The organism is Variovorax sp. PvP013 (assembly GCF_050435945.1).
Classification (GTDB): domain Bacteria; phylum Pseudomonadota; class Gammaproteobacteria; order Burkholderiales; family Burkholderiaceae_C; genus Variovorax.
In genome coordinates this window covers 455,780-477,713 of the sequence record NZ_JBNDLF010000001.1, presented here as the reverse complement: position 1 = coordinate 477,713, position 21,934 = coordinate 455,780, and the positions used below count along the sequence as shown (strand labels likewise).

Annotated in this window: 19 protein-coding genes, 1 tRNA gene and 1 other RNA gene; 9 read left to right on the top strand and 12 right to left on the bottom strand. The window is 63.4% G+C overall.

The genetic code is table 11. The annotated features are described in order from the left end of the window. Nucleotides 1-65: 65 nt before the first annotated feature. Entirely contained in the window at nt 66-842 is a 777-nt protein-coding gene (locus tag ABID77_RS02325; RefSeq protein ID WP_429590273.1) for a class I SAM-dependent methyltransferase, read from the bottom strand. Between ABID77_RS02325 and gloB the strand changes: the two genes are divergently transcribed. Together gloB and ABID77_RS02315 are read left to right on the top strand one after the other, a co-directional pair. Next, the gene (gloB, locus tag ABID77_RS02320) at nt 841-1,635 is read left to right on the top strand and encodes a hydroxyacylglutathione hydrolase (RefSeq protein WP_429590270.1); all 795 of its coding nucleotides are present in this window, start codon (nt 841-843) and stop codon (nt 1,633-1,635) included. The genes ABID77_RS02325 and gloB overlap by 2 nt on opposite strands. After that, a complete protein-coding gene (locus ABID77_RS02315; RefSeq protein ID WP_429590267.1) occupies nt 1,632-3,296 on the top strand; it encodes a transglycosylase SLT domain-containing protein in 1,665 nt (554 codons plus the stop codon). Before gloB ends, ABID77_RS02315 begins: the two co-directional genes overlap by 4 nt. Nucleotides 3,297-3,308: 12 nt before the next feature. Here ABID77_RS02315 and ABID77_RS02310 read toward each other — a convergent pair whose 3' ends face one another. The 5 genes from ABID77_RS02310 to dnaX form a co-directional block, all read right to left on the bottom strand. Then, the gene (locus tag ABID77_RS02310; protein WP_429590264.1) at nt 3,309-4,346 is read right to left on the bottom strand and encodes an ABC transporter substrate-binding protein; all 1,038 of its coding nucleotides are present in this window, start codon (nt 4,344-4,346) and stop codon (nt 3,309-3,311) included. Nucleotides 4,347-4,532: 186 nt separating this feature from the next. Beyond that, nucleotides 4,533-4,925: an MAPEG family protein gene (locus ABID77_RS02305; protein ID WP_429590261.1), complete on the bottom strand. Its 393-nt coding sequence runs from the start codon at nt 4,923-4,925 to the stop codon at nt 4,533-4,535. A 19-nt stretch (nt 4,926-4,944) separates the two neighbouring features. Then, on the bottom strand, nt 4,945-5,535 hold the full coding sequence (recR, locus tag ABID77_RS02300) for a recombination mediator RecR (RefSeq protein WP_429590258.1): 591 nt from the start codon (nt 5,533-5,535) through the stop codon (nt 4,945-4,947). Nucleotides 5,536-5,547: 12 nt separating this feature from the next. After that, nucleotides 5,548-5,871: a YbaB/EbfC family nucleoid-associated protein gene (locus ABID77_RS02295; protein WP_429590255.1), complete on the bottom strand. Its 324-nt coding sequence runs from the start codon at nt 5,869-5,871 to the stop codon at nt 5,548-5,550. 61 nt (nt 5,872-5,932) lie between these two features. Further along, nucleotides 5,933-8,065 (bottom strand): DNA polymerase III subunit gamma/tau, encoded by a 2,133-nt coding sequence (gene dnaX, locus ABID77_RS02290; RefSeq protein ID WP_429590252.1) that lies wholly within the window; start codon nt 8,063-8,065, stop codon nt 5,933-5,935. A gap of 129 nt (nt 8,066-8,194) precedes the next feature. Between dnaX and ffs the strand changes: the two genes are divergently transcribed. Then, nucleotides 8,195-8,291, top strand: an RNA gene (gene ffs / locus ABID77_RS02285) — signal recognition particle sRNA small type. Between the two features lie 23 nt (nt 8,292-8,314). On the opposite strand, the gene poxB is transcribed toward ffs, so the two are convergent. After that, nucleotides 8,315-10,039, bottom strand: coding sequence for a ubiquinone-dependent pyruvate dehydrogenase (poxB, locus tag ABID77_RS02280; protein WP_429590249.1), 1,725 nt, complete (start codon nt 10,037-10,039; stop codon nt 8,315-8,317). Nucleotides 10,040-10,191: 152 nt separating this feature from the next. On the opposite strand from poxB, the gene ABID77_RS02275 reads away from it, so the two are divergent. The 3 genes from ABID77_RS02275 (at nt 10,192) to mobV (ending at nt 13,054) form a co-directional block, all read left to right on the top strand. Continuing rightward, nucleotides 10,192-10,265: transfer RNA gene (locus tag ABID77_RS02275), tRNA-Gly, on the top strand. A gap of 109 nt (nt 10,266-10,374) precedes the next feature. Then, nucleotides 10,375-11,694 carry a tyrosine-type recombinase/integrase gene (locus ABID77_RS02270; RefSeq protein WP_429590246.1) on the top strand — a complete coding sequence of 440 codons (1,320 nt, stop codon included), beginning with the start codon at nt 10,375-10,377 and terminating at the stop codon, nt 11,692-11,694. Nucleotides 11,695-12,058: 364 nt separating this feature from the next. Then, nucleotides 12,059-13,054 carry a MobV family relaxase gene (mobV, locus tag ABID77_RS02265; RefSeq protein WP_429590243.1) on the top strand — a complete coding sequence of 332 codons (996 nt, stop codon included), beginning with the start codon at nt 12,059-12,061 and terminating at the stop codon, nt 13,052-13,054. A 731-nt stretch (nt 13,055-13,785) separates the two neighbouring features. Here mobV and ABID77_RS02260 read toward each other — a convergent pair. Beyond that, nucleotides 13,786-14,457 carry a hypothetical protein gene (locus tag ABID77_RS02260; protein WP_429590240.1) on the bottom strand — a complete coding sequence of 224 codons (672 nt, stop codon included), beginning with the start codon at nt 14,455-14,457 and terminating at the stop codon, nt 13,786-13,788. 70 nt (nt 14,458-14,527) lie between these two features. Between ABID77_RS02260 and ABID77_RS02255 the strand changes: the two genes are divergently transcribed. Beyond that, a complete protein-coding gene (locus tag ABID77_RS02255; RefSeq protein ID WP_429590237.1) occupies nt 14,528-15,496 on the top strand; it encodes a DNA-methyltransferase in 969 nt (322 codons plus the stop codon). Between the two features lie 322 nt (nt 15,497-15,818). Here ABID77_RS02255 and ABID77_RS02250 read toward each other — a convergent pair whose 3' ends face one another. Then, nucleotides 15,819-16,268 carry a globin domain-containing protein gene (locus ABID77_RS02250; RefSeq protein ID WP_429590234.1) on the bottom strand — a complete coding sequence of 150 codons (450 nt, stop codon included), beginning with the start codon at nt 16,266-16,268 and terminating at the stop codon, nt 15,819-15,821. 123 nt (nt 16,269-16,391) lie between these two features. Here ABID77_RS02250 and ABID77_RS02245 point away from each other — a divergent pair, with 123 nt between their 5' ends. Together ABID77_RS02245 and ABID77_RS02240 are read left to right on the top strand one after the other, a co-directional pair. Then, nucleotides 16,392-17,651 carry a PAS domain-containing sensor histidine kinase gene (locus ABID77_RS02245; RefSeq protein WP_429590231.1) on the top strand — a complete coding sequence of 420 codons (1,260 nt, stop codon included), beginning with the start codon at nt 16,392-16,394 and terminating at the stop codon, nt 17,649-17,651. 55 nt (nt 17,652-17,706) lie between these two features. Then, nucleotides 17,707-18,864: a response regulator gene (locus ABID77_RS02240; protein WP_429590228.1), complete on the top strand. Its 1,158-nt coding sequence runs from the start codon at nt 17,707-17,709 to the stop codon at nt 18,862-18,864. A 53-nt stretch (nt 18,865-18,917) separates the two neighbouring features. Here ABID77_RS02240 and ABID77_RS02235 read toward each other — a convergent pair whose 3' ends face one another. Genes ABID77_RS02235 through ABID77_RS02225 form a run of 3 tightly spaced genes read right to left on the bottom strand, consistent with a single transcriptional unit; the run spans nt 18,918 to nt 21,444 of the window. Next, entirely contained in the window at nt 18,918-20,033 is a 1,116-nt protein-coding gene (locus tag ABID77_RS02235) for a potassium channel family protein (protein WP_429590225.1), read from the bottom strand. A gap of 9 nt (nt 20,034-20,042) precedes the next feature. Further along, nucleotides 20,043-20,768, bottom strand: a complete 726-nt coding sequence (locus tag ABID77_RS02230; protein ID WP_429590221.1) for a GntR family transcriptional regulator — start codon at nt 20,766-20,768, stop codon at nt 20,043-20,045. Nucleotides 20,769-20,778: 10 nt separating this feature from the next. Beyond that, nucleotides 20,779-21,444, bottom strand: coding sequence for a cysteine hydrolase family protein (locus tag ABID77_RS02225; RefSeq protein WP_429590218.1), 666 nt, complete (start codon nt 21,442-21,444; stop codon nt 20,779-20,781). Between the last annotated feature and the right edge of the window lie 490 nt (nt 21,445-21,934).

Here is a 21,934-nt window from a genome sequence, read left to right as displayed (position 1 = left end):
GTGATGGATGGGAGGCGACGGATGCGGCACCGTCCGCATGCGCCCGGGAATTCAGGCGTCGAACCTCAGGAAGACTCGGGCGGTTCCCGGTGGACGCGGCCGGCGACCGGCACCGGCGCGCCGGCACGCTGCACGCCACGCCGACGTTGGGTTCCGAGCAGCCGCAGCCCGCGCACCCGCTTGACCCCCACCATGAAATAGACCGCGCCGAAGATCGGCCACCAGCGCTCGCCGGCGGCGTCGAGCCAGCGGAAGCGCTCCAGCCAGGCCTCGGTGCGGAACGCCGGGCGGTAGACGCCGAAGCGCACCGACTCGACCTCGAAGCCCAGCAGCCGCAGCCAGTCGCGCATGCGCCAGTAGCCGATGGACTCGCCGCTCTCCGGCAGGAACGGCTCGCCGAAGCCCAGCCGCCGGCACAGGTGCGCGCGACGCTGGCGCATGGCCCAGAGGCTGGCCGGGTTGAAGCCGCACAGCATCACGCGGCCCTCGGGCACCAGCACGCGCTCGACCTCGCGCAGGGCGGCGTGCGGATCGTGGCTGAGTTCCAGCGTGTGCGGCAGCAGCACCAGGTCGAGGCTCGCCGCCTGGAACGGCAGGGCGTCGAACTCGGTCAGGAGCGCCGCGGCACGGCCCTTGCAGACGTCGCTCCGTGCGTCGGCGATCCAGCGGTGCGGCATCCGGTTGGCGCGCAGGCCGTCGACGCCGGCGCAGCCGAGCTGCAAGGCGTGATAGCCGAAGACGTCGGCCACGGCTTGGTCGAACTGGGCCTGTTCCCAAGCCAGCAGGTGGCGTCCGGGCGGGGTCTCGAACCAATCCTCCAAACCTATAATTTGACCGCTCATGACCCTCGTTCCGCTGCCCGCCCTCGCCGACAACTACATCTGGATGCTGCACGACGGGACCCACGCGATCGTGGTGGACCCCGGGGAATCCGGGCCGGTGTTCGATGCGCTGGCGCGCGACTCCCTGCAGCTGGCGGCGATTCTAGTCACGCACCATCACGCCGATCACACCGGCGGCGTGGCCGCCCTGCGCGACGCCACGGATGCCACCGTCTTCGGACCGGCGAGCGAACGCATCCCGGCGCCGTACGTGCCGCTCGCCCAGGGCGACCCTGCCGAGGTGGCGGCGCTCGGCCTGCGCTTCGAGGTGCTCGACATCCCGGGCCACACGGCCGGTCACATCGCGTTCTTCCTCCCCGCGGGCGAAGGCGCCGATGCCGAGGCGCCGCTCGTGTTCTGCGGCGACACCCTGTTCTCCGGCGGCTGCGGCCGCCTGTTCGAAGGCACGCCGGCGCAGATGCTGGCCTCGCTCGACGCGCTCGCCGCGCTGCCCGACGCCACCCGCGTGTGCTGCGGCCACGAATACACACTTGCTAACCTGCGTTTCGCCCGCGCGGTGGAACCGGCCAATGCCGATCTGACTCACTACACCGCGCAGTGCGAGGCACTGCGCGCGCAAGGGCGGCCCACGCTGCCCGCGCGACTCGGCCTCGAACGCCGGATCAACCCCTTCCTTCGCAGCCGCGAAGCCACCGTCCTCCGAGCGCTGCAGGCGCATGACGGACTTGCCGCCGACAGCGCGCAGGTCGACGTCTTCGCCGCGCTGCGCCAATGGAAAAACGATTTCCGATGAAACTTCTCACCGCGGCCCTCCTGGCCGGCGCCCTCTTCCTCGCGGGCTGCGCCAGCACGCCCACCTCCGTCGGCTCTCCCTCGGCCGGCGGCACGGCCCTCCAGAGCGGCACCGCCGCGCCGGTCTATCCCGACGGCACCCTCACCCCGATCACCGCCGGATCGACCCCCACGCGCAGCGTCGCCAACCTGGCGCCGCCGACGGACATGTGGGAGCGCATCCGGCGCGGCTTCAAGATGCCCGACCTGCAGAACGACCTGGTGCAGGACCAGGAGCAGTGGTATTCGAGCCGGCCCGACTACGTCCAGCGCATGACCGAGCGCTCCAATCGCTACATCTTCCACATCGTCGAGGAGCTCGAGCGTCGCGACATGCCCACCGAACTGGCATTGCTGCCGTTCATCGAGAGCGCCTTCAATCCGCAGGCCGTCTCCAGCGCGCGCGCGGCCGGCATGTGGCAGTTCATGCCCGCGACCGGCACCGACTACGACCTCAAGCAGAACATCTTCCGCGACGACCGGCGCGACGTGCTGGCCTCGACCCGCGCCGCGCTCGACTACCTCCAGCGCCTCTACACCATGTTCGGCGACTGGCACCTGGCGCTGGCGGCCTACAACTGGGGCGAAGGCAGCGTCGGCCGCGCCATCGCCAAGAACCAGCGCGCGGGCCTGCCCACCGGCTACACCGACCTCGCCATGCCGGCCGAGACGCGCAACTACGTGCCCAAGCTGCAGGCGGTGAAGAACATCGTGGCCGACCCGCAGCGCTTCCGGGTCGACCTGCCGGTGATCGCCAACCATCCCTACTTCCAGACCGTGACGCTCACGCGCGACGTCGACGTGGCGCTAGCGGCCAAGCTGGCCGACGTCCGCGTCGAGGACTTCCGCGCCCTCAACCCCGCCGCGCACAAGCCGGTGCTGCTGGCCGCCGGCACGCCGCAGTTGCTGCTGCCATGGGACAACGCGGCGGTCTTCCAACGCAACTTCGACGCCTACACGCAGGGCCAGTACGCGAGCTGGACCGCCTGGACCGTGCCCACCACCATGACGGTGACCGACGCCGCCCAGCGCTCGGGCATGAGCGAGGTCGACCTGCGCGCCATCAACAACGTGCCCCCGCGCATGCTGATCAAGGCCGGCTCGACATTGATCGTGCCGCGCGGATCGCGCGTCCTGGAGGACGTGGACGCGCTGGTCGCCGACACCGGTCATTTGAGCTTCCAGCCCGAGATCGTCACCCGCCGCACCCTCGTCAACGCCGGGCGCAACGAGAGCGTCGCGAGCATCGCGCGCCGCTTCCGCGTGAGCGCGGCCAGCGTCGCCGAATGGAACGACGTCAAGCCGACCCATGCCTTCCAGCGCGGCTACCAAGTGGTGGTATTCGTGCCGGTGCGCGCGGCGGGCACGTCCCGGGTCGGTGCGGGCACCGCCGTGAGCGCCGTCCGCACGGCCCCGGCGCCCGCCGCGCCCGCGCCCACCGTCGCGATCCCGGCGCAGAAGGGCGGCTCGTTCAAGAAGATGGCGTCGACACCCACGCCGGCGGCCAGGAAATCGCCACCGGCCGCGGCCGCCGCGCGCCAGCCGGTCGTGCGCGAGAAGCGCGCCGCCGCCGTCACGCCCGCCGCCACGTCCGCCAGGAAGAAGAACGTCGAGAAGCGCTGACGGCGTCGGCGCTCAGGCGTGGAAGCGGTCCTTCGCGCGCAGCGCGAAGCGGTTCGTGTAGGTCCTGTCGAGATCGATCCGGTCGCCCTGGATGGCGGGGTCGAAACCAGCCAGCGCGGCCAGCGCCGTCTTCGGGCCGTCGGACGGCACCATGCCGTCCACCGAGATCGCCTCGCGCATCTTGTCGAAGGCCGACAGGTACAGCGCGCGGTCGCCCAGCAGGTAGGCCTCCGGCACCGTCTTGATGATGTCGCCCGGCCCGGCCGTCTGCAGCCACTTCAGGCCGTGCACGACCGCGTTGGCGATCGCCTGGCAGGTGCGGGGATTCTTCTGCACGAATTCGGCCGGCGCGTACACGCAGGCCGCGGGCATCGGCCCACCGAACAGCTCGAGCGTGCCCTTCTGCGTGCGCGTGTCGCAGACGATCTTCACGTCGCCCTTCTGCTCGAGCATGGTCATCACGGGGTCGACGTTGCTGATGGCGTCGATCTGCCCGGCGCGCATCGCCGCCAGGGCGCCCGCCGCGATGCCGACGCCGACGAAGTTCGCATCGCCGGCATGCAGTCCGGCACGCGTCAGCACCAGGTTGGCCACCATGTGGGTCGACGCGCCCGGCGCGGAGACGCCGATCTTCCGGCCACGCAGTTCGGCGATGCCGCGGTAGCCCGGAAGGGCCCGCGTCGACACGCCCACGGCGATCTGCGGCGCGCGCGCCTGCAGCACGATCGACTGGAAGACCTGGCCCTTGGACTGCAGGTTGATGGTGTGTTCGTAGGCGCCGGCGCCGAGGTCCGCGGTACCGCCGATCACCGCCTGCAGGGCGCGCGCGCCGCCAGCGAAGTCGGCGATCTCGACATCCAGTCCCTCGTCGTGGAAGTAGCCCAGTTGCTGGCTGATGGTGAGCGGCAGGTGGTAGAAGGCCGACTTGCCACCCACGGCCAGGGTGACCCGATTCTTCTCCGGCCTGACCTGCGCCCGGACGCCGGGCCATGGGATGGAGGCGGCGCCGAGCGCTGCGGCGACATGGAGCAAAGTGCGGCGATTCGTCATTGAGCGTTGGTTCTCTCCGAAGCCGCGTCCGTTCGTCGCGCCCCGTCCGTTCATCGTGGTCTTGATCGAGCTTAGAGCGCGTGTCCGCGCCACGTCATCGGGAACATCCCGTGCGGGTTTCCACGCGACGACGAAGGCATTCGACTGGCCCGTCGCCGGCACCGTTTCCGCGGCGGTGCGACGCTGCTATCGCCCCGCGAAAAGGATGGCGACGTTCGCCAGGAATCCCAGGGCCCACACCGCGCTGCGCAGTCCGCCGATGCCGGCCACGTAGAGCCCGACGTAGACCACCCGCAGCAGCACGTAGGCACCGGCCAGCAGGTCGATGCGCCCTTGCGCGGCGCCCAGCTGGTGCGCGATCACGACCGCGCCGATGAAGAACGGCAACCCTTCGAAGCCGTTGGCCTGGGCCGCGTTGGCGCGCGAACGCCAGCCGCTCTGGCGCGACGCCCACTCGCGTGGCGCGGCGTTGTCGCGCGGCCCGTAGGCGCCGGCCTTGGCGAGGTAGGCGCTCAGGTAGGGCAGCACGGCGGCGATCAGAACGCACCAGTAGGCGAACGTCAGGGACGGAATGGTCATCGGGGATGTTCTTTCTTGGTCAGCGGCGGTCGACCAACGCGTGGGCGATCGTGCCCAGGTCGACGTACTCGAGTTCGCTGCCCGCCGGCACGCCGCGCGCCAGTCGCGTGACCGTGAGGCCGCGCTGGCGCAGCGTCTCGCCCACGACGTGTGCCGTGGCCTCGCCCTCGGCGGTGAAGTTGGTCGCGAGGATGACTTCGCTCACCACGCCGTCGAGCGCGCGATCGAACAGCTTCTGCAGGCCGATGTCGCGCGGCCCGATGCCGTCGAGCGGACTCAGGCGGCCCATCAGCACGAAGTAGTAGCCGCGGAAGGCGCCGGTGCGCTCCAGCGCGGCCTGGTCGGCCGGCGTCTCGACGACGCACAGTTTGGTCGCGTCGCGCCGCGGATCGCGGCAGACGTTGCAGAGCTCGCCTTCGGTGAAAGTGTTGCAGCGGTCGCAATGGCGCACGTGGGCCGCCGCTTGCTGCAGCGCGCGGGCGAGCAGATCGGTGCCGGCGCGGTCGTGCTGCAGCATGTGGAAGGCCATGCGCGAGGCGGACTTGACGCCCACGCCGGGCAGCCGGCGCAGGGCCTCGACGAGGGCGTCGAGCGAACTGGCGTCAGCCATGGTGCGGCGCGCTCAAAACGGCATCTTCATGCCCGGCGGCAGGCCGGCGGTGAGCTTGCCCATCTTCTGCTCGCTCACCTCCTCGGCCTTGCGCACGGCGGCGTTGAAGGCGGCGGCGACCAGGTCCTCCAGCATGTCCTTGTCGTCGGCCAGCAGGCTGGGGTCGATGGTGATGCGCTTGACGTCGTGCTTGCAGGTCATGAGCACCTTCACCAGACCGGCGCCGGATTCGCCCTCGACCTCGATGTGGGCGAGTTCCTCCTGCGCCTTCTTGAGGTTGTCCTGCATGGCCTGGGCCTGCTTCATGAGGCCGGCGAGTTGTCCCTTGTTGAACATGGTCTTGATCCTGAGAAAGGTGAATGGAAAGGAAAAGGAGGCGTCGTGCGCGTCGGCCGACTCAGGCCGGCTTGAGCGAACCGGGGACGATCTTCGCATCCCAGTCGCGCATCATCGACTGCACCTCGGGGTCGTTGTGGATGGCTTCCTCCGCCGCGCGCTGGCGGGCTTCGGCGGCGAGCCTGTTGCGCCGCGCCGGGCTGTCGGCGACGGCGCCGATCTCGATGGCGACCGTCACCGCGTGGCCGAGCCCGGCGAGCGCGGCCTGCAGCCGCTCGCGGCTGGAGGGCTGGTTGAGCGACTCGCGCTCGACGCGCAGCAGCCAGCGTTCGGCGTCGCGCGCGACCAGCTGCGACTGCAGCGCCAGTTCGCGCGCCAGGGCCGTGATGGCCTCGGCCACCACCATCCGCGTGACGGTGGCGTGCCAGAAGTCGCCCGTCTCGCTGGGCTCGATGGGTTGGGACGCGGCGCTCGCGCCGGGCATGCCGGCACCGGCCACACGGCGCACCGCGTCGCCCGCGTCGACCACCGATCGATCGCGCGGCGGCGTTTCGCGGCCGCGAGGCGGCGGCTGCACGCGCACCGGCATCGCCAGGACGTGATCGGCGGGCGGCAGGTCGTCCGGCGGCTCGCCGGCATCGGCATGCGCCGCGTCGGCCACGGCCACGGGCGCGGGCGTCTCGCGCACCGGCAGGCGATGGCCGTGCGGCGCGGTGGCACGGGAGACGAACGACGGCGCGGCCGTCGACGAAGAAAGCGGTGCCGTTGCAGCGGTCGGCGCGGTCGGTGCGGGCGCTTCATTCATCGACGCCGGTGAGGTCGTCGGGCGCGACATCGACGACATGGTCGCCATCGGACTCGATGCCGCGACGCCAGACGTCACCGGGGCATGCTCGGCCTCGGCAACAACGTCGACATCGACATCGACGTCGGTATCGACATCGGCCGCCGAGACTTCCGCGCCGCCGCGCTCGGCAGGCATCGGACGCGCCGCCGTCGCGGGCGGCGTCAGCCGGCGGTCATCCGGCGGAGTTTTTTTTTCCGTCTCGGTGCCCGCCGCCGCCTCGACGGGGCGCGTGCCCGCCGGCTTGAAGGCCAGCAGGCGCAGCAGCACCATCGTGAGGGCCGCGTACTCGTCGGGCGCCAGGCCGAGTTCGCCCCGGCCGTGCAGGCACAGGCTGTAGAGCAGTTGCGTCTCGTCGGCGGGCATGGCGGCGGCGAGGCGCGCGATCTCGGCGGCGTCGGGATCGGCGTCGTTCGAGGCCGCCGCGGCGGCGCGCGAGGGCACGGCCTGCAGCACGGCCATCGCCTGCAGCACGGCGGTCATCTCCTCCAGCGTCGACGCGGCGGCGATGCCGTCGCGGCGCAGCGCCTCGGAGGTCTCGACGACCGTGCGGCCGTCGCTGCGCGCCAGGGCGTCGATCAGGCCGAAGACGTGGCCCCGGTCGGCGCTGCCGAGCATCTGGCGCACGCCATCCTCGCGCAGCACGCCGTTGCCGAAGGCGATGGCCTGGTCGGTCAGCGAAAGCGCGTCGCGCATCGACCCGCGCGCCGCGCGCGAGAGCAGGCGCAACGCCTGCGGATCGGCCTCGACGTGCTCGGTCGCCAGCACCTGCGTCAGGTGCTCCAGCACGGTCTCCGGCGCCATCGGGCGCAGGTTGAACTGCAGGCAGCGCGACAGCACCGTGACCGGCACCTTCTGCGGATCGGTGGTGGCGAGGACGAACTTCAGGTACTCGGGCGGCTCCTCCAGCGTCTTGAGCATCGCGTTGAACGCGGTGTTCGTCAGCATGTGAACCTCGTCGATCATGAAGACCTTGAAGCGCCCCTGCACCGGCTTGTAGACCGCCTGCTCCAACAGGGCCTGCACCTCGTCGACGCCCCGGTTGGAGGCGGCGTCGAGTTCGGTGTAGTCGACGAAGCGGCCGGCGTCGATGTCGACGCAGGCCTGGCACACGCCGCACGGATGGGCCGTGATGCCGCCATGCCCGTCGGACCCCTGGCAGTTGAGCGACTTGGCCAGGATGCGCGAGACGGTCGTCTTGCCGACGCCGCGCGTGCCGGTGAACAGGTAGGCGTGATGCAGCCGCCCGGTGGTCAGCGCGTTCGACAGCGCCTGCACCACGTGCTCCTGACCGACCATTTCCTCGAAGTTGCGGGGCCGGTATTTGCGAGCGAGCACGAGATAGGACATCGGTGCGATTTTACGTGGGGCGGTGGGTCGGTCCGGCGACAGGGCGATGCGGGCGCACGACCTGTGGAGCGCCCGTCCAATGACCGGGATCGACGAGGGGCAAGCAAGCTTCGGTTTAGAATGCGTGCTGACGGGCCTCCCCGCATGGTGAAGCGGCCAACCGGGTCAGGTGGGGAACCAAGCAGCCCTAACTGCGTAGTCAGTGCCGGGGGTAAGGCTCGTCAACCTCATTCCAGTGCGATGGATCGATCAGCGAAGCAGATTGGTCTTCGCCAGCTCCAGCACCTCGTCCCCCCGCCCCGACAGGATCGCGCGCAGCGCGTACAGGCTGAAGCCTCTGGCCTGCTCGGCCTGGATCTTCGGCGGCATGATCAGTTCCTGCCGCGCCGCCACCACGTCGACCAATACCGGCCCGTCGTGCGCGAAGGCCGCCGTCAGCGCGGCCTCCAGGTTCTCCGAATCCTCGACGCGCAGGCCCAGCAGACCGATGGCGTTGGCCATGGCCGCGAAGTCCGGATTCTTCAGCGCCACGTTGGTCGACAGGTAGCCCGCCGCCTTCATCTCCATCTCCACGAAATCGAGCGAGCCGTTGTTGAGCACGACGATCTTGATCGGCAGCTTCAGCTGCACCGCGCTTAACAGGTCGCCCATCAGCATCGCGAAGCCACCGTCGCCGGACATCGAGATCACCTGCCGTCCCGGGAACGCCGCCTGCGCGCCCAGCGCCTGCGGCATCGCGTTGGCCATGGAGCCGTGGTTGAACGAACCGATGAGGCGCCGCCGGCCGTTCATTCGGAAGTAGCGGGCCGCCCAGACCACCGGCGTGCCGACGTCGGCGGTGAAGATCGCGTCGTCGGCCGCCAGCGCGTCGACCATCTTCGAGACGTACTGCGGATGCAACGGCTGGCCGGCCTCGCGCGGCGTCGCCAGGTCGTCGAGGCCCTTCTGCGCGTCCTGGAAGTTCCGGCGCGACGTCTCCAGGAAGGTCCGCGAACGGCCTTCGCCGATCTCCGGTGCCAGCAGCGCCGCGAATTCGCGCACGTCGGCGATCACGCCCAGCGCCAGCGGCGTGCGGCGGCCGAGCGCCGACGGATCGCGATCGACCTGGATGACCTTGGCGTCCTTCGGATAGAACGCCCGGTACGGGAAGTCGGTGCCCAGCATCAGCAGCACCTCGCAGTCCATCACGGCGGCGTAGCCCGACGACAGGCCGATCAGCCCCGTCATGCCGACGTCGAAAGGGTTGTCCCATTCGACGTGCTCCTTGCCGCGGTAGGCATGCACGACGGGCGCGGCCAGCCGGTCGGCCAGCGCGACCAGCTCGTCGTGCGCGCCCGCGCAACCGGCGCCGGCGAGGATCGTCACCTTGGTGGCGCCGTCGAGCAGTTCGGCCGCGCGCGCGATCTCCGATCGGGCCGGCACCAGGCGCGGCGCGGCCAGCACGGGAAAGTCGGTCGACACGCCCTTGGGCATCTCCAGCAGCGACACGTCGCCCGGAATCACCAGCACCGCCACGCCGTTCTGCCCGATGGCCGTGCGCAATGCCCGGTGCAGCAGCTCGGGCAGCTGCTGCGGGCTGGTCAGCATCTCGCAGAAGTGGCTGCACTCGCGGAACAGCTCGGTCGGATGCGTCTCCTGGAAGTACGACAGGCCGATCTCGGCGGTCGGGATGTGGCTGGCGATGGCCAGCACCGGCACGCGACTGCGGTGGCAGTCGAACAGGCCGTTGATCAGGTGCAGGTTGCCGGGGCCGCAACTGCCCGCGCACACCGCCAGCTTGCCGGTGGCCGCCGCCTCGGCCCCGGCCGCGAAGGCGCCGGCCTCCTCGTGGCGCACGTGCATGAATTCGATGCCGCCGTGCGCGCGCAAGGCGTCGTTGATCGCGTTGAGGCTGTCGCCCGTGACGCCCCACATGCGTTCGACGCCGACGCTGGCGAGGGTCTTGACGATGAATTCGGCGATCGTGTCGGCCATGGGGACGAGGCTCCAGTCGGTGGTGAAGCCCCGATTCTTGGCGCGCCGCATGCTGCACTGCGGCAGGACCGGGCCGCGTCGCGGTGTCTGCGGATGCGGACTGGGCCACTGCGATGTCGCGGGACCCGAAGCCCCTACAATCCGCCTCCGACGCGGGTGTAGCTCAATGGCAGAGCTGTTGCTTCCCAAGCAACTGACGAGGGTTCGATTCCCTTCACCCGCTCCATCTTCCTGAAGTCGTTGATTTATAACGATATTTTAGGGTAGCTGAAGAATCAAACTCACACCTGATACTCACACAGGCGCTGAAAATTTAGGCAGTTGGAGCCTCCAACATGCCGATCCACATGCCCCGGCTCATTCGGGACGCCAAGTCTGGTCTCTACTTCTTCCGGCTGGTGCTTCCTCGTTCTGTCGCTGGTCTGCAACAGAAGTCAATGTATTTCTCTTTGAAAACCCGCGAAAATAAGGTAGCACGGGCCAAAGCTGCCGTCCTTAATTTGCGAGTAGAAATGACCAAGCCCTACATTGATTTTGACAATATTCGTGAGCTAATTAATATTGACCTGAAAAATGGCATTTTTCAGGCAGACACGCCCGAAGAGCAGGAGCGGGGATTGAGAATCCTGCAAGCTATGGGCCAAGCCCAAGCAGGACAGCCACTGCCAGCAGTTGCATCGGTTCCCGTCAATAATATTAAAGTCACTCTTTATGATGAGGCAGTGCGTGATTATCTGAGTGAAATTACGCCGGCCCTGAAAGCTACCACTGTCTACAAGTACAAAAAATCCTTCGAATTTTTTAGGAATTATTTTTCCAATGTAGACATCAACTCCTATTCAAAAGAAGACATCAAAACCTTTAAGAATAAGATGCTGGCAGAAAAGAAGGTGCCTCATACCATCAATGGATTTTTGGGATGCCTCAAAGGTTTGTTTGATTACTCCATCAAGAACGGCTTGAGGGTGGAGCAAGTCAACCCGGTTGATGGGATGTACATCAAGAACAGCAAAAAGCAGTTGAAGGCTCGGGACCAGTTTTATGAAGATGACCTGAAAACCATCTTTGACTGGTCTACTTATAAGAGTTTTGCCAACAAGCCTGATTATTTTTGGGGCCCACTCATCTGTCTTTATACAGGAATGAGGCCAGAAGAAATTACCACTCTTGAAATTAGAAACATCAGGCAGGATGATGGCGTTTACTTTTTTCAGGTCAAAGATGCCAAAACTGCGGCGGGCATTCGTCCTGTTCCCATCCATTCCCAGTTGATTAAAATGGGGCTGTTTGACTATTTGGAGAAAATCAAGTCAAAAGAAAAGCTTTTTTGGTACTTGAAGAATGGTCACAACGGCACAAAAAAGAACCTGTCCAGAAAATTTTCTGAATATTTGGAAGAGGTCGGAGTCAAGGAAGATGACAATTGCTTTTACTCTTTGAGGCACACAGTCATCACAAGACTGGTTGCCCGTAAGGTAAACAACTCCACCATTTATGTGCTCTCGGGCCATGTCAGTGATAAATCAACTCACTACAATTATCTGCATGAACTGCCGATGACTGCACTCAAGGAAGCGATTGAGACATTGGACTGGCACAAGAAAATTGATTTTGATAACTTCGATTTTCTCAATGCTTACACGGTGTTTGACTGAAAGACGAGTAAAAGTAACATCGGAGCAGACTACAAAGAAACGGGCGTAGCGTAAAGATTTTGAAGCGTTACCCTTACACTTGAAAATCGAAAGTAACATCTGCGAAGCCAGAGCGCCGGATGGCGGAAAACAGGTCTTTTAAAAAAGGCCGTGCTTAAAATAAAGCTGCCAGTAGGCGGCTTTTTTTATGTGCGGAAGGCTGTTGGTATTTTGGTATTTCCCCGAAGGGGCGAACCCCCACGCAGTGGGGATAATTTACGCAGTAAATTGTGGAGTGAGTTCCACTTTACGTGGAAATTTTACAAAGCCCAAAAACCATATAAGATAAAGAGAGAATAAGAAGAAAACCGAAAGCAGGGATACCATGTACGCAATAATAAGAAAAAGAAAACACAAGTCAATAGCCAGTCTACAGTCAAGAGAAAATCACACCTACAGACGTGTAGAAACTCCGAACGCCGACCCTGCAAAGTTAAGTCGCAATAAATTGCTGCTGGGTCAAGAAAATTATGCAGAAGGTCTCAGAAATTTTCTCGAAAAATATGAGCAAGCTGGAAATAATATTCGAAAAAATGGAGTGCTTGCAATCGAATATTTGTTGACTGCGAGTCCAGAATTTTTTGACGAAGGTCCAAAAAATGAACGGGACGAAAGGTTAAAAAAATGGTGTGAAGCTCAAATTAACTTCATGAAAAAGGAGCATGGAGAAAAAAATATTCTTTGCATGTATCTTCATATGGACGAAAAAACTCCACACATCGAAGTTTTTGTAGTACCCATTGACCCAAAAGCCAAGTTAAATTGCAGGCATTTTTTAGGGGCCAGGAACGCATTGAGCGTTCTACAGACTAGGTATGCCACCCACAACAAAGATTTTGGCTTGCAACGTGGCTCCAAAGGCTCCAGAGCTACTCACCAAGAAGTTAAGAAGTTCTATGACCAAATCAAACAACCAGCCAAGGTAAGCACTGAGAATTTAAAGAAGATTGTGAAGCTGGATGCGCCTACGATAAAAAGTATGTTGAACCCCGAGGTTTATTTAAATGAGCAGGAAGCAAAAATAATCTCAAAAGTAGCCAGATTATTTGCCAGCACGGTCTATGAAAATAAATTAATTCAGCAGGCTAAGAAAATTTTGACCAATTGGAAGCGTGTTGAAGATGATGCAAAAAAGTTGCGATACAAGCTGGAAAGTGAAAAAGAAGCTCTTCAAGAAAAACTTAACAGACAAACAAAAGCCATTCAGCAGTTAGATCAGTTGCAAATAGATAACAAGGATTTGCAGAAAAAATTTTCTAATGTCTTGATTGAGAATGATATTTTAAGAAGAAACTCAAATATTCAAAATCTCAAATTGTAATTTGCGCAGCCGCTCCATTTATTTTCTTTAACTACATCTCTTGCAGAGTTCCAGCTTCGCCAGTCGAATACTAGTGCTTCGCCTCCATATTTACTCTGGTTTCACTCTAATTCTTACTTTGACTATTTTCAGTCCCCTGCCGGGTCCTGAAAATAGCTCACCCCAACCCAAATTTTTTAAAATTTTTCGGGGTGGGCTATGTTTCTTGGGTGTCTTCAGAGCAATAAAAATCTCTGTTGCCATTATCCTGAGTGAGAAGGTAAATCTCTCAACTTTTTACGATTCGCAGTATTCACACTGCTTGTGCCCGGTTCGCTTTAGCTTCGGTGAGACTATGCACAAAATCCGCTTTAATCCCTTCAGTCAGTATTTCTACCGCCTTGTGTCTGTAATCTTTTACTTTATTGGGTTCGGCTTAAGCGCTGGATTACCAGGTAGTTGCTATTGTTTTCCGCTTCGTCTACTGAATCAAACCTTCCTAAAGGAACTTACTGAGCAGGTAGAAACCGGGAGTCTGTCAGGACTGACGTGCACCACCTATTGACAAGACCAACTAAACAAATTTGTTCAAAAATGTCAAGCCAATAAAAAAACCACCTGATTAGGTGGCTTTTTCGTTGTCGTCACAATGTTGTTAGTGCCGTCAATCCTGACGATTCTATATTGACATATTCTGGTTGAAAGTCAACCCCTCCAATGTATAGTTCAAATTAACTATTGACAGGAAAAGCCTATAACCAATTTATGCATTCCTCTAGATTATCCGTCCAGTATCCTGTTTTTGAAGGTGGTACAGGTTGGAATATTTCGATCAAATTTGGGGTTGCAGGCCTGGGAAAAAGCCGAGTGCTCGGCGTGAACATAAATTTCGACCAATCGTTTGTTGATGGGTGAAGACAAACAGCTAATATATCGAATTCTCCGAATCGATAAGGCCTGGTACTTAAACCATCAGCATCTATGCCCGATCTGGTTTTCTGACATTCTGCCACCCACCAATTTTCAAACCCTGAGAATTTTCTCGCAGATTGCTGAGTTGCATATAGTGGGAACCCAAGTTTCATTCGTTGATTTTTGGCTTGAATTTTTACTTGTCTCCCACTGGAATGCTCTATTAATGCATCATAGGGAAGATCTCCGATTAGTGGAATATTTCTCCATCCCAATCGCTCCATCGGAGTTATGATATAATTTAAAAAGGTAAGTTCAGCAACGATGCCGCGCACTCCTCTTTTTGTTATATCTTGACTCCTGGCGATTGCTTCCAATATGAATTCCGCAGAAATATTCCATTGACTTTCGAGCGGGTGTATGGGATGAATTTTTCGTAATTCGATTTGCAAATGCTGTTGATCTTGCCAAGACAACGAGCCGATGATTGTATTTATCTCTTCAGGGGTCACGATGGGGCCTTGCGTTGGTGTTCGAAGCGCGCCAGACTTTGGCGTCTGTTAAAAATTAGGATGTCGCTAGATGACCACTGCCACTAACGAACAAGAAAGCTTGTTCAGTGCCGATATGAAGTCACCCGTTGAACTAGTCAAAGGTGTGAAGCCGTTTTATGAAACTCGAACGGGGATAGTCTTCCATGCTGATGCATTGGAAGTTCTTAAAAAAATCCCAGATTCTTCAGTTAATTTGGTTTTTACTTCTCCGCCGTACGCCCTCCATTTTAAAAAAGAATATGGCAATGTGAGTCAAGGCGACTATGTCGCTTGGTTCATGGAATTTGCCAAAGAGATCAAACGTATCCTAACCGACGATGGAAGCTTTGTTCTCAACATTGGTGGGACTTGGCAGAAGGGTCAGCCTACCCGTAGCATCTATCACTTCAAGCTGGTTGCAGCACTCGTAGAAGAGTTGGGCTTGCACTTGGCACAAGAGACCTTTTGGTACAACCCAGCAAAGATGCCTGCACCTGCTGAGTGGGTGACCGTACGCCGAATTCGTGTCAAAGATGCCGTTGAGTACGTGTGGTGGTTCTCCAAAACACCTTGGCCTAAGGCTGACAACCGCAAAGTTTTGAGGCCGTACTCAAAAGATATGCTTCGCTTGAATGCCAAAGGGGTGAAGTCCACTACCCGTCCATCTGGTCATAATATTAATGAATCTTGGGATAAAATTCATAGCGGTGGCTCAATTCCACCAAATATGATTGAAGATGAAATCCCTGTTGATATGTTTAAGATGGGAAATAATTCAAGCAATGATGGCTATACAAAAAAATGTAAAGCCGCAGGAATGAAAATTCATCCTGCCCGGTTTCCTGCCCAATTGCCGGAATTTTTTATCAAAATGCTGACTGATGAAGGTGATACGGTTGTAGATCCATTTGGAGGTTCAATGACAACAGGATTTGTTGCCGACGGTTTGAATCGAAAATGGATTGGAATTGATAACGTGGAAGAGTATCTTGAGGCTTCCAAATTTAGATTCGAATAAATTGATATAGTTACTCTGATAATTAGATGATGCCAATTATTTAGTAATTCAGTAATTAACAGCAAAAAAGCACCCTTGAGGTGCTTTTTTATTTCCTGTCTATCAAGTCCTACGTATCACAGCAGGGGTCAAGGACCAGCATTCACTGTCACAGTGGATGCGCTAGACTGGCTACTCACACATCTAACCCACACATTACTGCTTAAATAATAGGCAACTTTTGAGCTAAGTTGTTGATTTGATTAGGAGTGATGGTGAACGAAATTTTGTTCCCTTCACCCGCTCCACGGATTCGACAGCGTCGCGCCGCCTTCCCGCTCCCTCAGGCCGCCTGCGCCGCGTACAGCTCGGCCTCCCTCCCCTTCAGCACGTCCGCCAGGAACCAGTAGGCCTCGCCCCAGGCGGCGAGGACGTCGTCGTCGGCGGCATCGCCCAGGACGTCGCGGATCGCCGGCAGCAGGGCCTCGGCGACGGCGGGATAGTGCTCGGGCCGGATGTGCGTGCGGACGTGGCGGCTGGCGATGCCCTCGATGGCGCCGCCGAGCACGCCCAGGTCGTCGGCGTTCTGCGCGAACGCGAGGATCGCCCCGGCCAGTCGCCGGGGCTGGGCGCCCGAGGTCATGGCGGCCCGGTCGAACAGCGCCTCGATGTCGGGATGGGCGTCGAACAGCCGTTCGTACATCCGCGTCGTGATCGCCACGCCATGCGCCTGCATGACGGGAGCGGTGGACTTGACGATGGCGATGGTCCGGGGCGAAAGGGGCTGAGTCATGGTCCTGCTTCGTTGGGGTTGGTGATCGAGGGATGGGGAAACGATGTTGTGGGGGCATGGAGCGCTGCCTATCATGACCCTTCACACCGGATTTTCAATGGACGGACGAACGGACGCGAGACGATGCAAAGCCTGAGCCAGGAACTCGACAAGCTCTCCAAGGAGGAGATCGAGACGCTGTTCAAGCAGATCCTCGACGCCGTCCCCGACATGCTGCTCCTAAAGGCGCCCGGCTCGCGCCTGGTCTGGGCCAACGCCGCCTTCCGCGCCGCCTACGGGATGTCGAAGGAGCACTTCAAGAAGGTCGTCGACACCTCGCACTACCGCCCCGAGTACACGCGCCAGTACGTCGAGGCCGACGCCGCCGTCTTCAACGACCACCAGACCATCGTCGTCCCCAACGAGCCCCTGACGCGCGCCGACGGCGAGGTGATCCGGGTGCACACGACCAAGTCCCCCATCTGCGACGAGCACGGCAAGGCCGTGCTGCTGGTCGCGGTCTGCCACGACCTGGCCGAGCGCAACCGGCTGGAGGCGCGCCTGCGCCTGGCCGACCGCATGGCCTCGGTCGGCACGCTGGCCGCGGGCATCGCGCACGAGATCAACACGCCGATCCAGTTCGTCAACGACAGCGTGCATTTCCTGCGGCAGGCCTCCGACGACCTGCTCGCGTGCCTGGGGCACGTCGATGCATTGCGCCGGCAGCTCGGCGACGGCGCGGCGTCCCCGGGCCCGGACGGCCTGGAAGCCGCCGCCGCCGCGCTCGTGGGCAGCGCCGACGAGATCGACGTCGGCGATCTCGCCGAGCACATCCCCAAGGCCTTCGCGCGCTGCCAGGACGGCCTGGACCGCGTCAGCGCCATCGTCCGGGCGATGCGGGTGTTCGCGCATCCGGCCAACGACGTCATGGCGCCCTCGGACCTGAACCAGGCGATCCAGAGCACCCTGACCATCGCGCGCAACGAATACCGCTTCGTCGCCGATCTGAAGACCGATTTCGGCGCCCTGCCGCCGGTGGTCTGCCTGATCGGCGACATCAACCAGGTCATGCTCAACCTGATCGTCAACGCCGCCCATTCGATCGCCCAGAGGAACGCCGGCACCGACCGCCGGGGCACCATCGGGATCACCACTTCCTGCGACGCGACGCATGCGTTCGTCACCGTCGCCGACACCGGCACCGGCATCGCGCCGGACATCGCCTCGCGCGTCTTCGAGATGTTCTTCACCACCAAGCAAGTCGGCCAGGGCACGGGCCAGGGCCTGGCGATGGCGTGGTCCGTGATCACGGAGAAGCACGGCGGCGAGATCCGGTTCGAGAACAACGCGCACGGCGGCGTGACTTTCACCCTGCAATTGCCCATCGCGGGCAAGCCGGCCTGAACCCGATCCACTGCGGCCTGCGAACATGCCGGCAACAGCCTGAAAACCAACGTTCATGAATCCAGCCCCGAAACCTCACGTCCTGTGCGTCGACGACGAACCGCAGGTCCTGGAATCGCTCAAGCTCAACCTGCGCCGGCTCTACACGGTGTCCACGGCCGCCGGCGGCGCGGAGGCGCTGGCCCTCCTCGACGAGGCGCGCGACGTCGCCGTCATCGTCTCGGACATGCGCATGCCGTCGATGAACGGCGCGGCCTTCCTGGCGCAGGCGCGCCACAAGGCACCGGACGCGGTTCGCCTGCTGCTGACCGGGCAGTCGGACATCGAGTCCGCCATCTCGGCGGTGAACGACGGCCAGGTCTTCCGCTTCCTGAGCAAGCCCTGCGCGCCGACGGTGCTGCTCGACGCGGTGGCGTCGGCCGTGACGCAGCACCGGCTGATCACCTCCGAGCGCGTGCTGCTCCAGCAGACGCTCCTCGGCAGCATCCAGGCATTGACCGAGATGCTGGCGATGGTCAACCCGATCGCCTTCGGCCGCTCCGTGCGCATCCGCAAGCTCGCCGGCGAACTGGCCGACCAGGTCGGGATGCGGGAACGCTGGCAGCTGGAGGTGGCGGCGATGCTGTCCCAGATCGGCCACGCCACGCTGCCGCCGGACGTCGCGGAGAAGGCCTACTACGGCGCGCCGCTGTCGGCCGACGAGGAACGCCTGGTCCAGGGTCTGCCGGCCCTGGTGGAGAAGATGCTGGCCCACATCCCGCGGCTGGAGGTCGTGCTGGCCATCCTGCGCCTCTACCCCGTCGGCCACGGCGGCGCCGCCGACACGCGCGCCCTGGGCACGGCGGACGCGCTCGTCGCGCGGCAGGGCGCGAGCGTGCTCAGGCTCGCCATCGACCACGACATCCTGGAATCGGCCGACAACGGCACGCCCTTCGACGCCGTGCTGCGGACCCTGCGCGGGCGCGTCGGCACCTACGCGCCGGCCCTGCTCGACGCGCTGGAGGCGGTGCGCGGCGCCGGGGCGGAGACCGGGGTCCAGCACCTCACGATGCGCGAGCTGCGCGTGGGCATGGTGTTCGCCGAGGACGTCAAGACGCCCAACGGGGTGCTGCTGGTGGCGCGCGGCTACCAGATCACGGCGCGGGTGCTCGACCGCATCCAGGATTTCTCGACGGTGGGCGGGACGCAGGTGCGCTGGGCGGTCTACCGGTAGCCCGGCGCGCCGGGCCGCGTGCCGCGGCGCCCTCGCCCGTTCAGTTCAGCAGCTCAGTCCTGCGATCCGTCGTCGCTCGTCAGGCGCGCCATCACGTCGTCGGATCGACGCGGCGATGGCGCGTCGCCCCATTCGGGCAGGTCCAGCAGCAGGTACGCCGCGAGCGCGCGCAGGTGCGGCCGGCAGGTGCGCCGCAGCCGGCCGAGACGCTCGGCGGTGCCCGCGTCGGCGCCCCGGCCGGGCCACAGCGCCCGCAGCACCGGTGTCAGGTGCGCGACGTCGGCGGCGTCCGGCGCGCCCTCGGCCACGACCGATGCCGACGGCACGGCGACCCCCAGCGACCCCGCCACCACCCGCAGCGCGCGCCGCGCCGCCGTGAAGGTCGCCGCCGCCTGGGGCGGCCCGCCCGCCTCGTCGCCCGCGATTCCCAGCGCGCAGACGTCCAGCAGCACGGCCAGCGCCGCCAGCCAGGAATGGCCCTCGTGCTGGGAGCGGTAGAACGCCAGCATCGGATAGGCCGCGTGGCTCTCGACCAAGTCGCAGGCCCACAGCTCCCAGTCGCGCAGCCACGCGAGGAACGCGGCGGGGTCGTCCACCGCCGCGTGCCAGGCCAGCAGGCCCGCCACGGTGGGCGGCGTGTCGGCGCGCGCGGCCAGTTCGACGAGCTGGTAGTCGCGGCGCGAGAAGTGCTGGTAGAGCACCGGCAGGTAGGAGATCGTCAGCGCGATGAAGCCGAAGCCGGTGCCGGCCTCGAAAATCACCAGCAGGCGCCCGCTCGCGTGGTGCGGCACCACGTCGCCGTAGCCCAGGGTGAAGAAGGCGTCGCCGCTCACGCCCATGGCCTGCGCCAGCGTCATCGGCGGATCGCCGCCCAGCAGCTGCTGCAGCGACCAGTGCAGCAGGCCGAAGCCGAACATCAGCAGGATCGCCCAGGCGCTGAACAGCGCTACCATCGACAGCGGGCCGAACACGCCGGCGAAGTCCTCGCGCCGGCGCCCCGGCGGCAGCCGGCGGGCGAGCCACGCCCAGGCGGCCCAGGCGGCGGCGAAGAAGATCCGGTTGATGCGCCAGCGGCGGCGCACCGGGCGCGGCAGCAGCACGACCTCGAAGGCGTCGAGCAGCGTGAGCGTGACGAGGACGAGGCCGACGAGCGCGCCGAGCCAGGGCATGGCCCCCACTCAGGCGCTCTGCCCGCCGCGGCGGGCCATGTGCATCTGGTGCAGCGTGATCTTGCGCACCTCGGCTTGGCTGGTCGCGATGTGGGCGCGCAGCAGCATGGCGGCCTGGTCGCCGCGGTGGGCGCGCACGGCCTTCAGGATCTTGGCGTGCTCGTCGTAGGTGGCGTCGATGCGCGGCTGCTGGGTGAAGTCGAGCCGGCGGATGATGCGGATGCGCTCGGTCACCTCGCGATGCACGCGCGCCATCTCGGCGTTGCCGGCGGCGGCGACGAGCGCGCAGTGGAAGGCCTCGTCCCACTGCGCGACCTGCGCGGTGGCGCCGCTGCGCTCGGCGACGGGCACCAGCCAGATGGCCGCCAGGCCGTCGAGCAGGGCGTGGTCGATGCGGCGGTCGGTCTCGCACAGGCGGTGCACGGCGGTGGTCTCCAGCACCATGCGCAGGTCGTAGAACTGCTCGAACTGGTCGAAGTCGAAAGGCAGCACGCGCCAGCCGCTGCGGAACAGCACCTCGACGAAGCCCTCCTGCTGCAGCTTGAACAACGCCTGGCGCACCGGCGTGCGCGAGACGCCCAGGCGCTCGCCGATTTCGTTCTCGGTGAAGCGGTCGCCCGGCACGAGCCTGAACTCGGCGATGTCGCGCTTGAGCTGTGCATGCACCTCGTCGGCGCGCGTGCGGAAGACGGCGGCCTCGGCCGGGGGCGGTGAAGGAGGGGCGAGCGCGGACACGGCAGCGATGTTAGTCCCGCAGGGCCGACATCAGGGACGCGCCGGAGGCCGTCCAGCCGACGATGCCGCCCTGGGCGCAGATCATCTCCAGCGTCGCGGCCTTGAAGGCGGGGAAGTAGCTCTCGGTGCAGTCCTCCAGCAGCAGGCCCTCGTAGCCGCGGTCGTTGGCCTCGCGCATGCTGGTCTGCACGCAGACCTCGGTGGTCACGCCGCCGAACAGCAGGTGCGTGATGCCGCGCGCCTGCAGGGTCTCGTGCAGGCCGGTGGCGTGGAACATGCCCTTGCCGGGCTTGTCGATCACGAGTTCGCCCTCGACGGGCGCCAGCGCGTCGATGATCCGGCTACCGGGTTCGCCGCGCACCAGGACGCGGCCCATCGGCCCGACGTCGCCGATGCGCAATGCCGGATGGCCGCGATCGCGCTTGGACGGTGGGCAGTCCGACAGGTCGCTCAGGTGTGCCTCGCGCGTGTGCACCACCCACCCGCCTGCGCGCCGCCAGGCCTCCAGCACGGCGCGCGTCGCCGGCACGATGGCCTCGAGCAGCGACACGTCGTTGCCCAGCGACGCGCCGAAGCCACCGGGCTCGATGAAGTCGCGCTGCATGTCGATGAGGACCAGCACGGTGTGGGCGAGGTCGAATTCGTAGGGGAACGGTCGGGCGTCGTCGATGCGCATGGGCGGGCTTTCAGGGATCTGTCTTTGCCCTCTCCCGCGAGCGGGAGCAGGACCGGACGGCCACGTCGGGCCTTGGTCTTTCCCCTCTCCCCCCGGGAGAGGGCAGGGTGAGGGCTGCGGCGGTGGTTGGAGAACGCTTTTTCCACGGTCGCCGCCCTCACCCCCGCCCTCTCCCGCAGGCGGGAGAGGGAGCAAGACCGGCAGCCGGGATCTTCACGGCCCTTGCCCGTTGGCGCTCCCACAGGGGGGAGAGGGAGAGGGAGCAGGACCGGACGGCGGACGCGCAAGGGTAGGCGTCGATCTTTCCCCTCTCCCCCCGGGAGAGGGCAGGGTGAGGGCTGCGGCGGTGGTTGGAGAACGCTTTTTCCACGGCTGCCGCCCTCACCCCCTGCCCTCTCCCGCTGGCGGGAGACGGAGCAAGACCGGCAGCCGGGATCTTCACGGCCCTTGCTCGTTGGCGCTCCCGCGCGGGAGAGGGAGCAGGACCGGA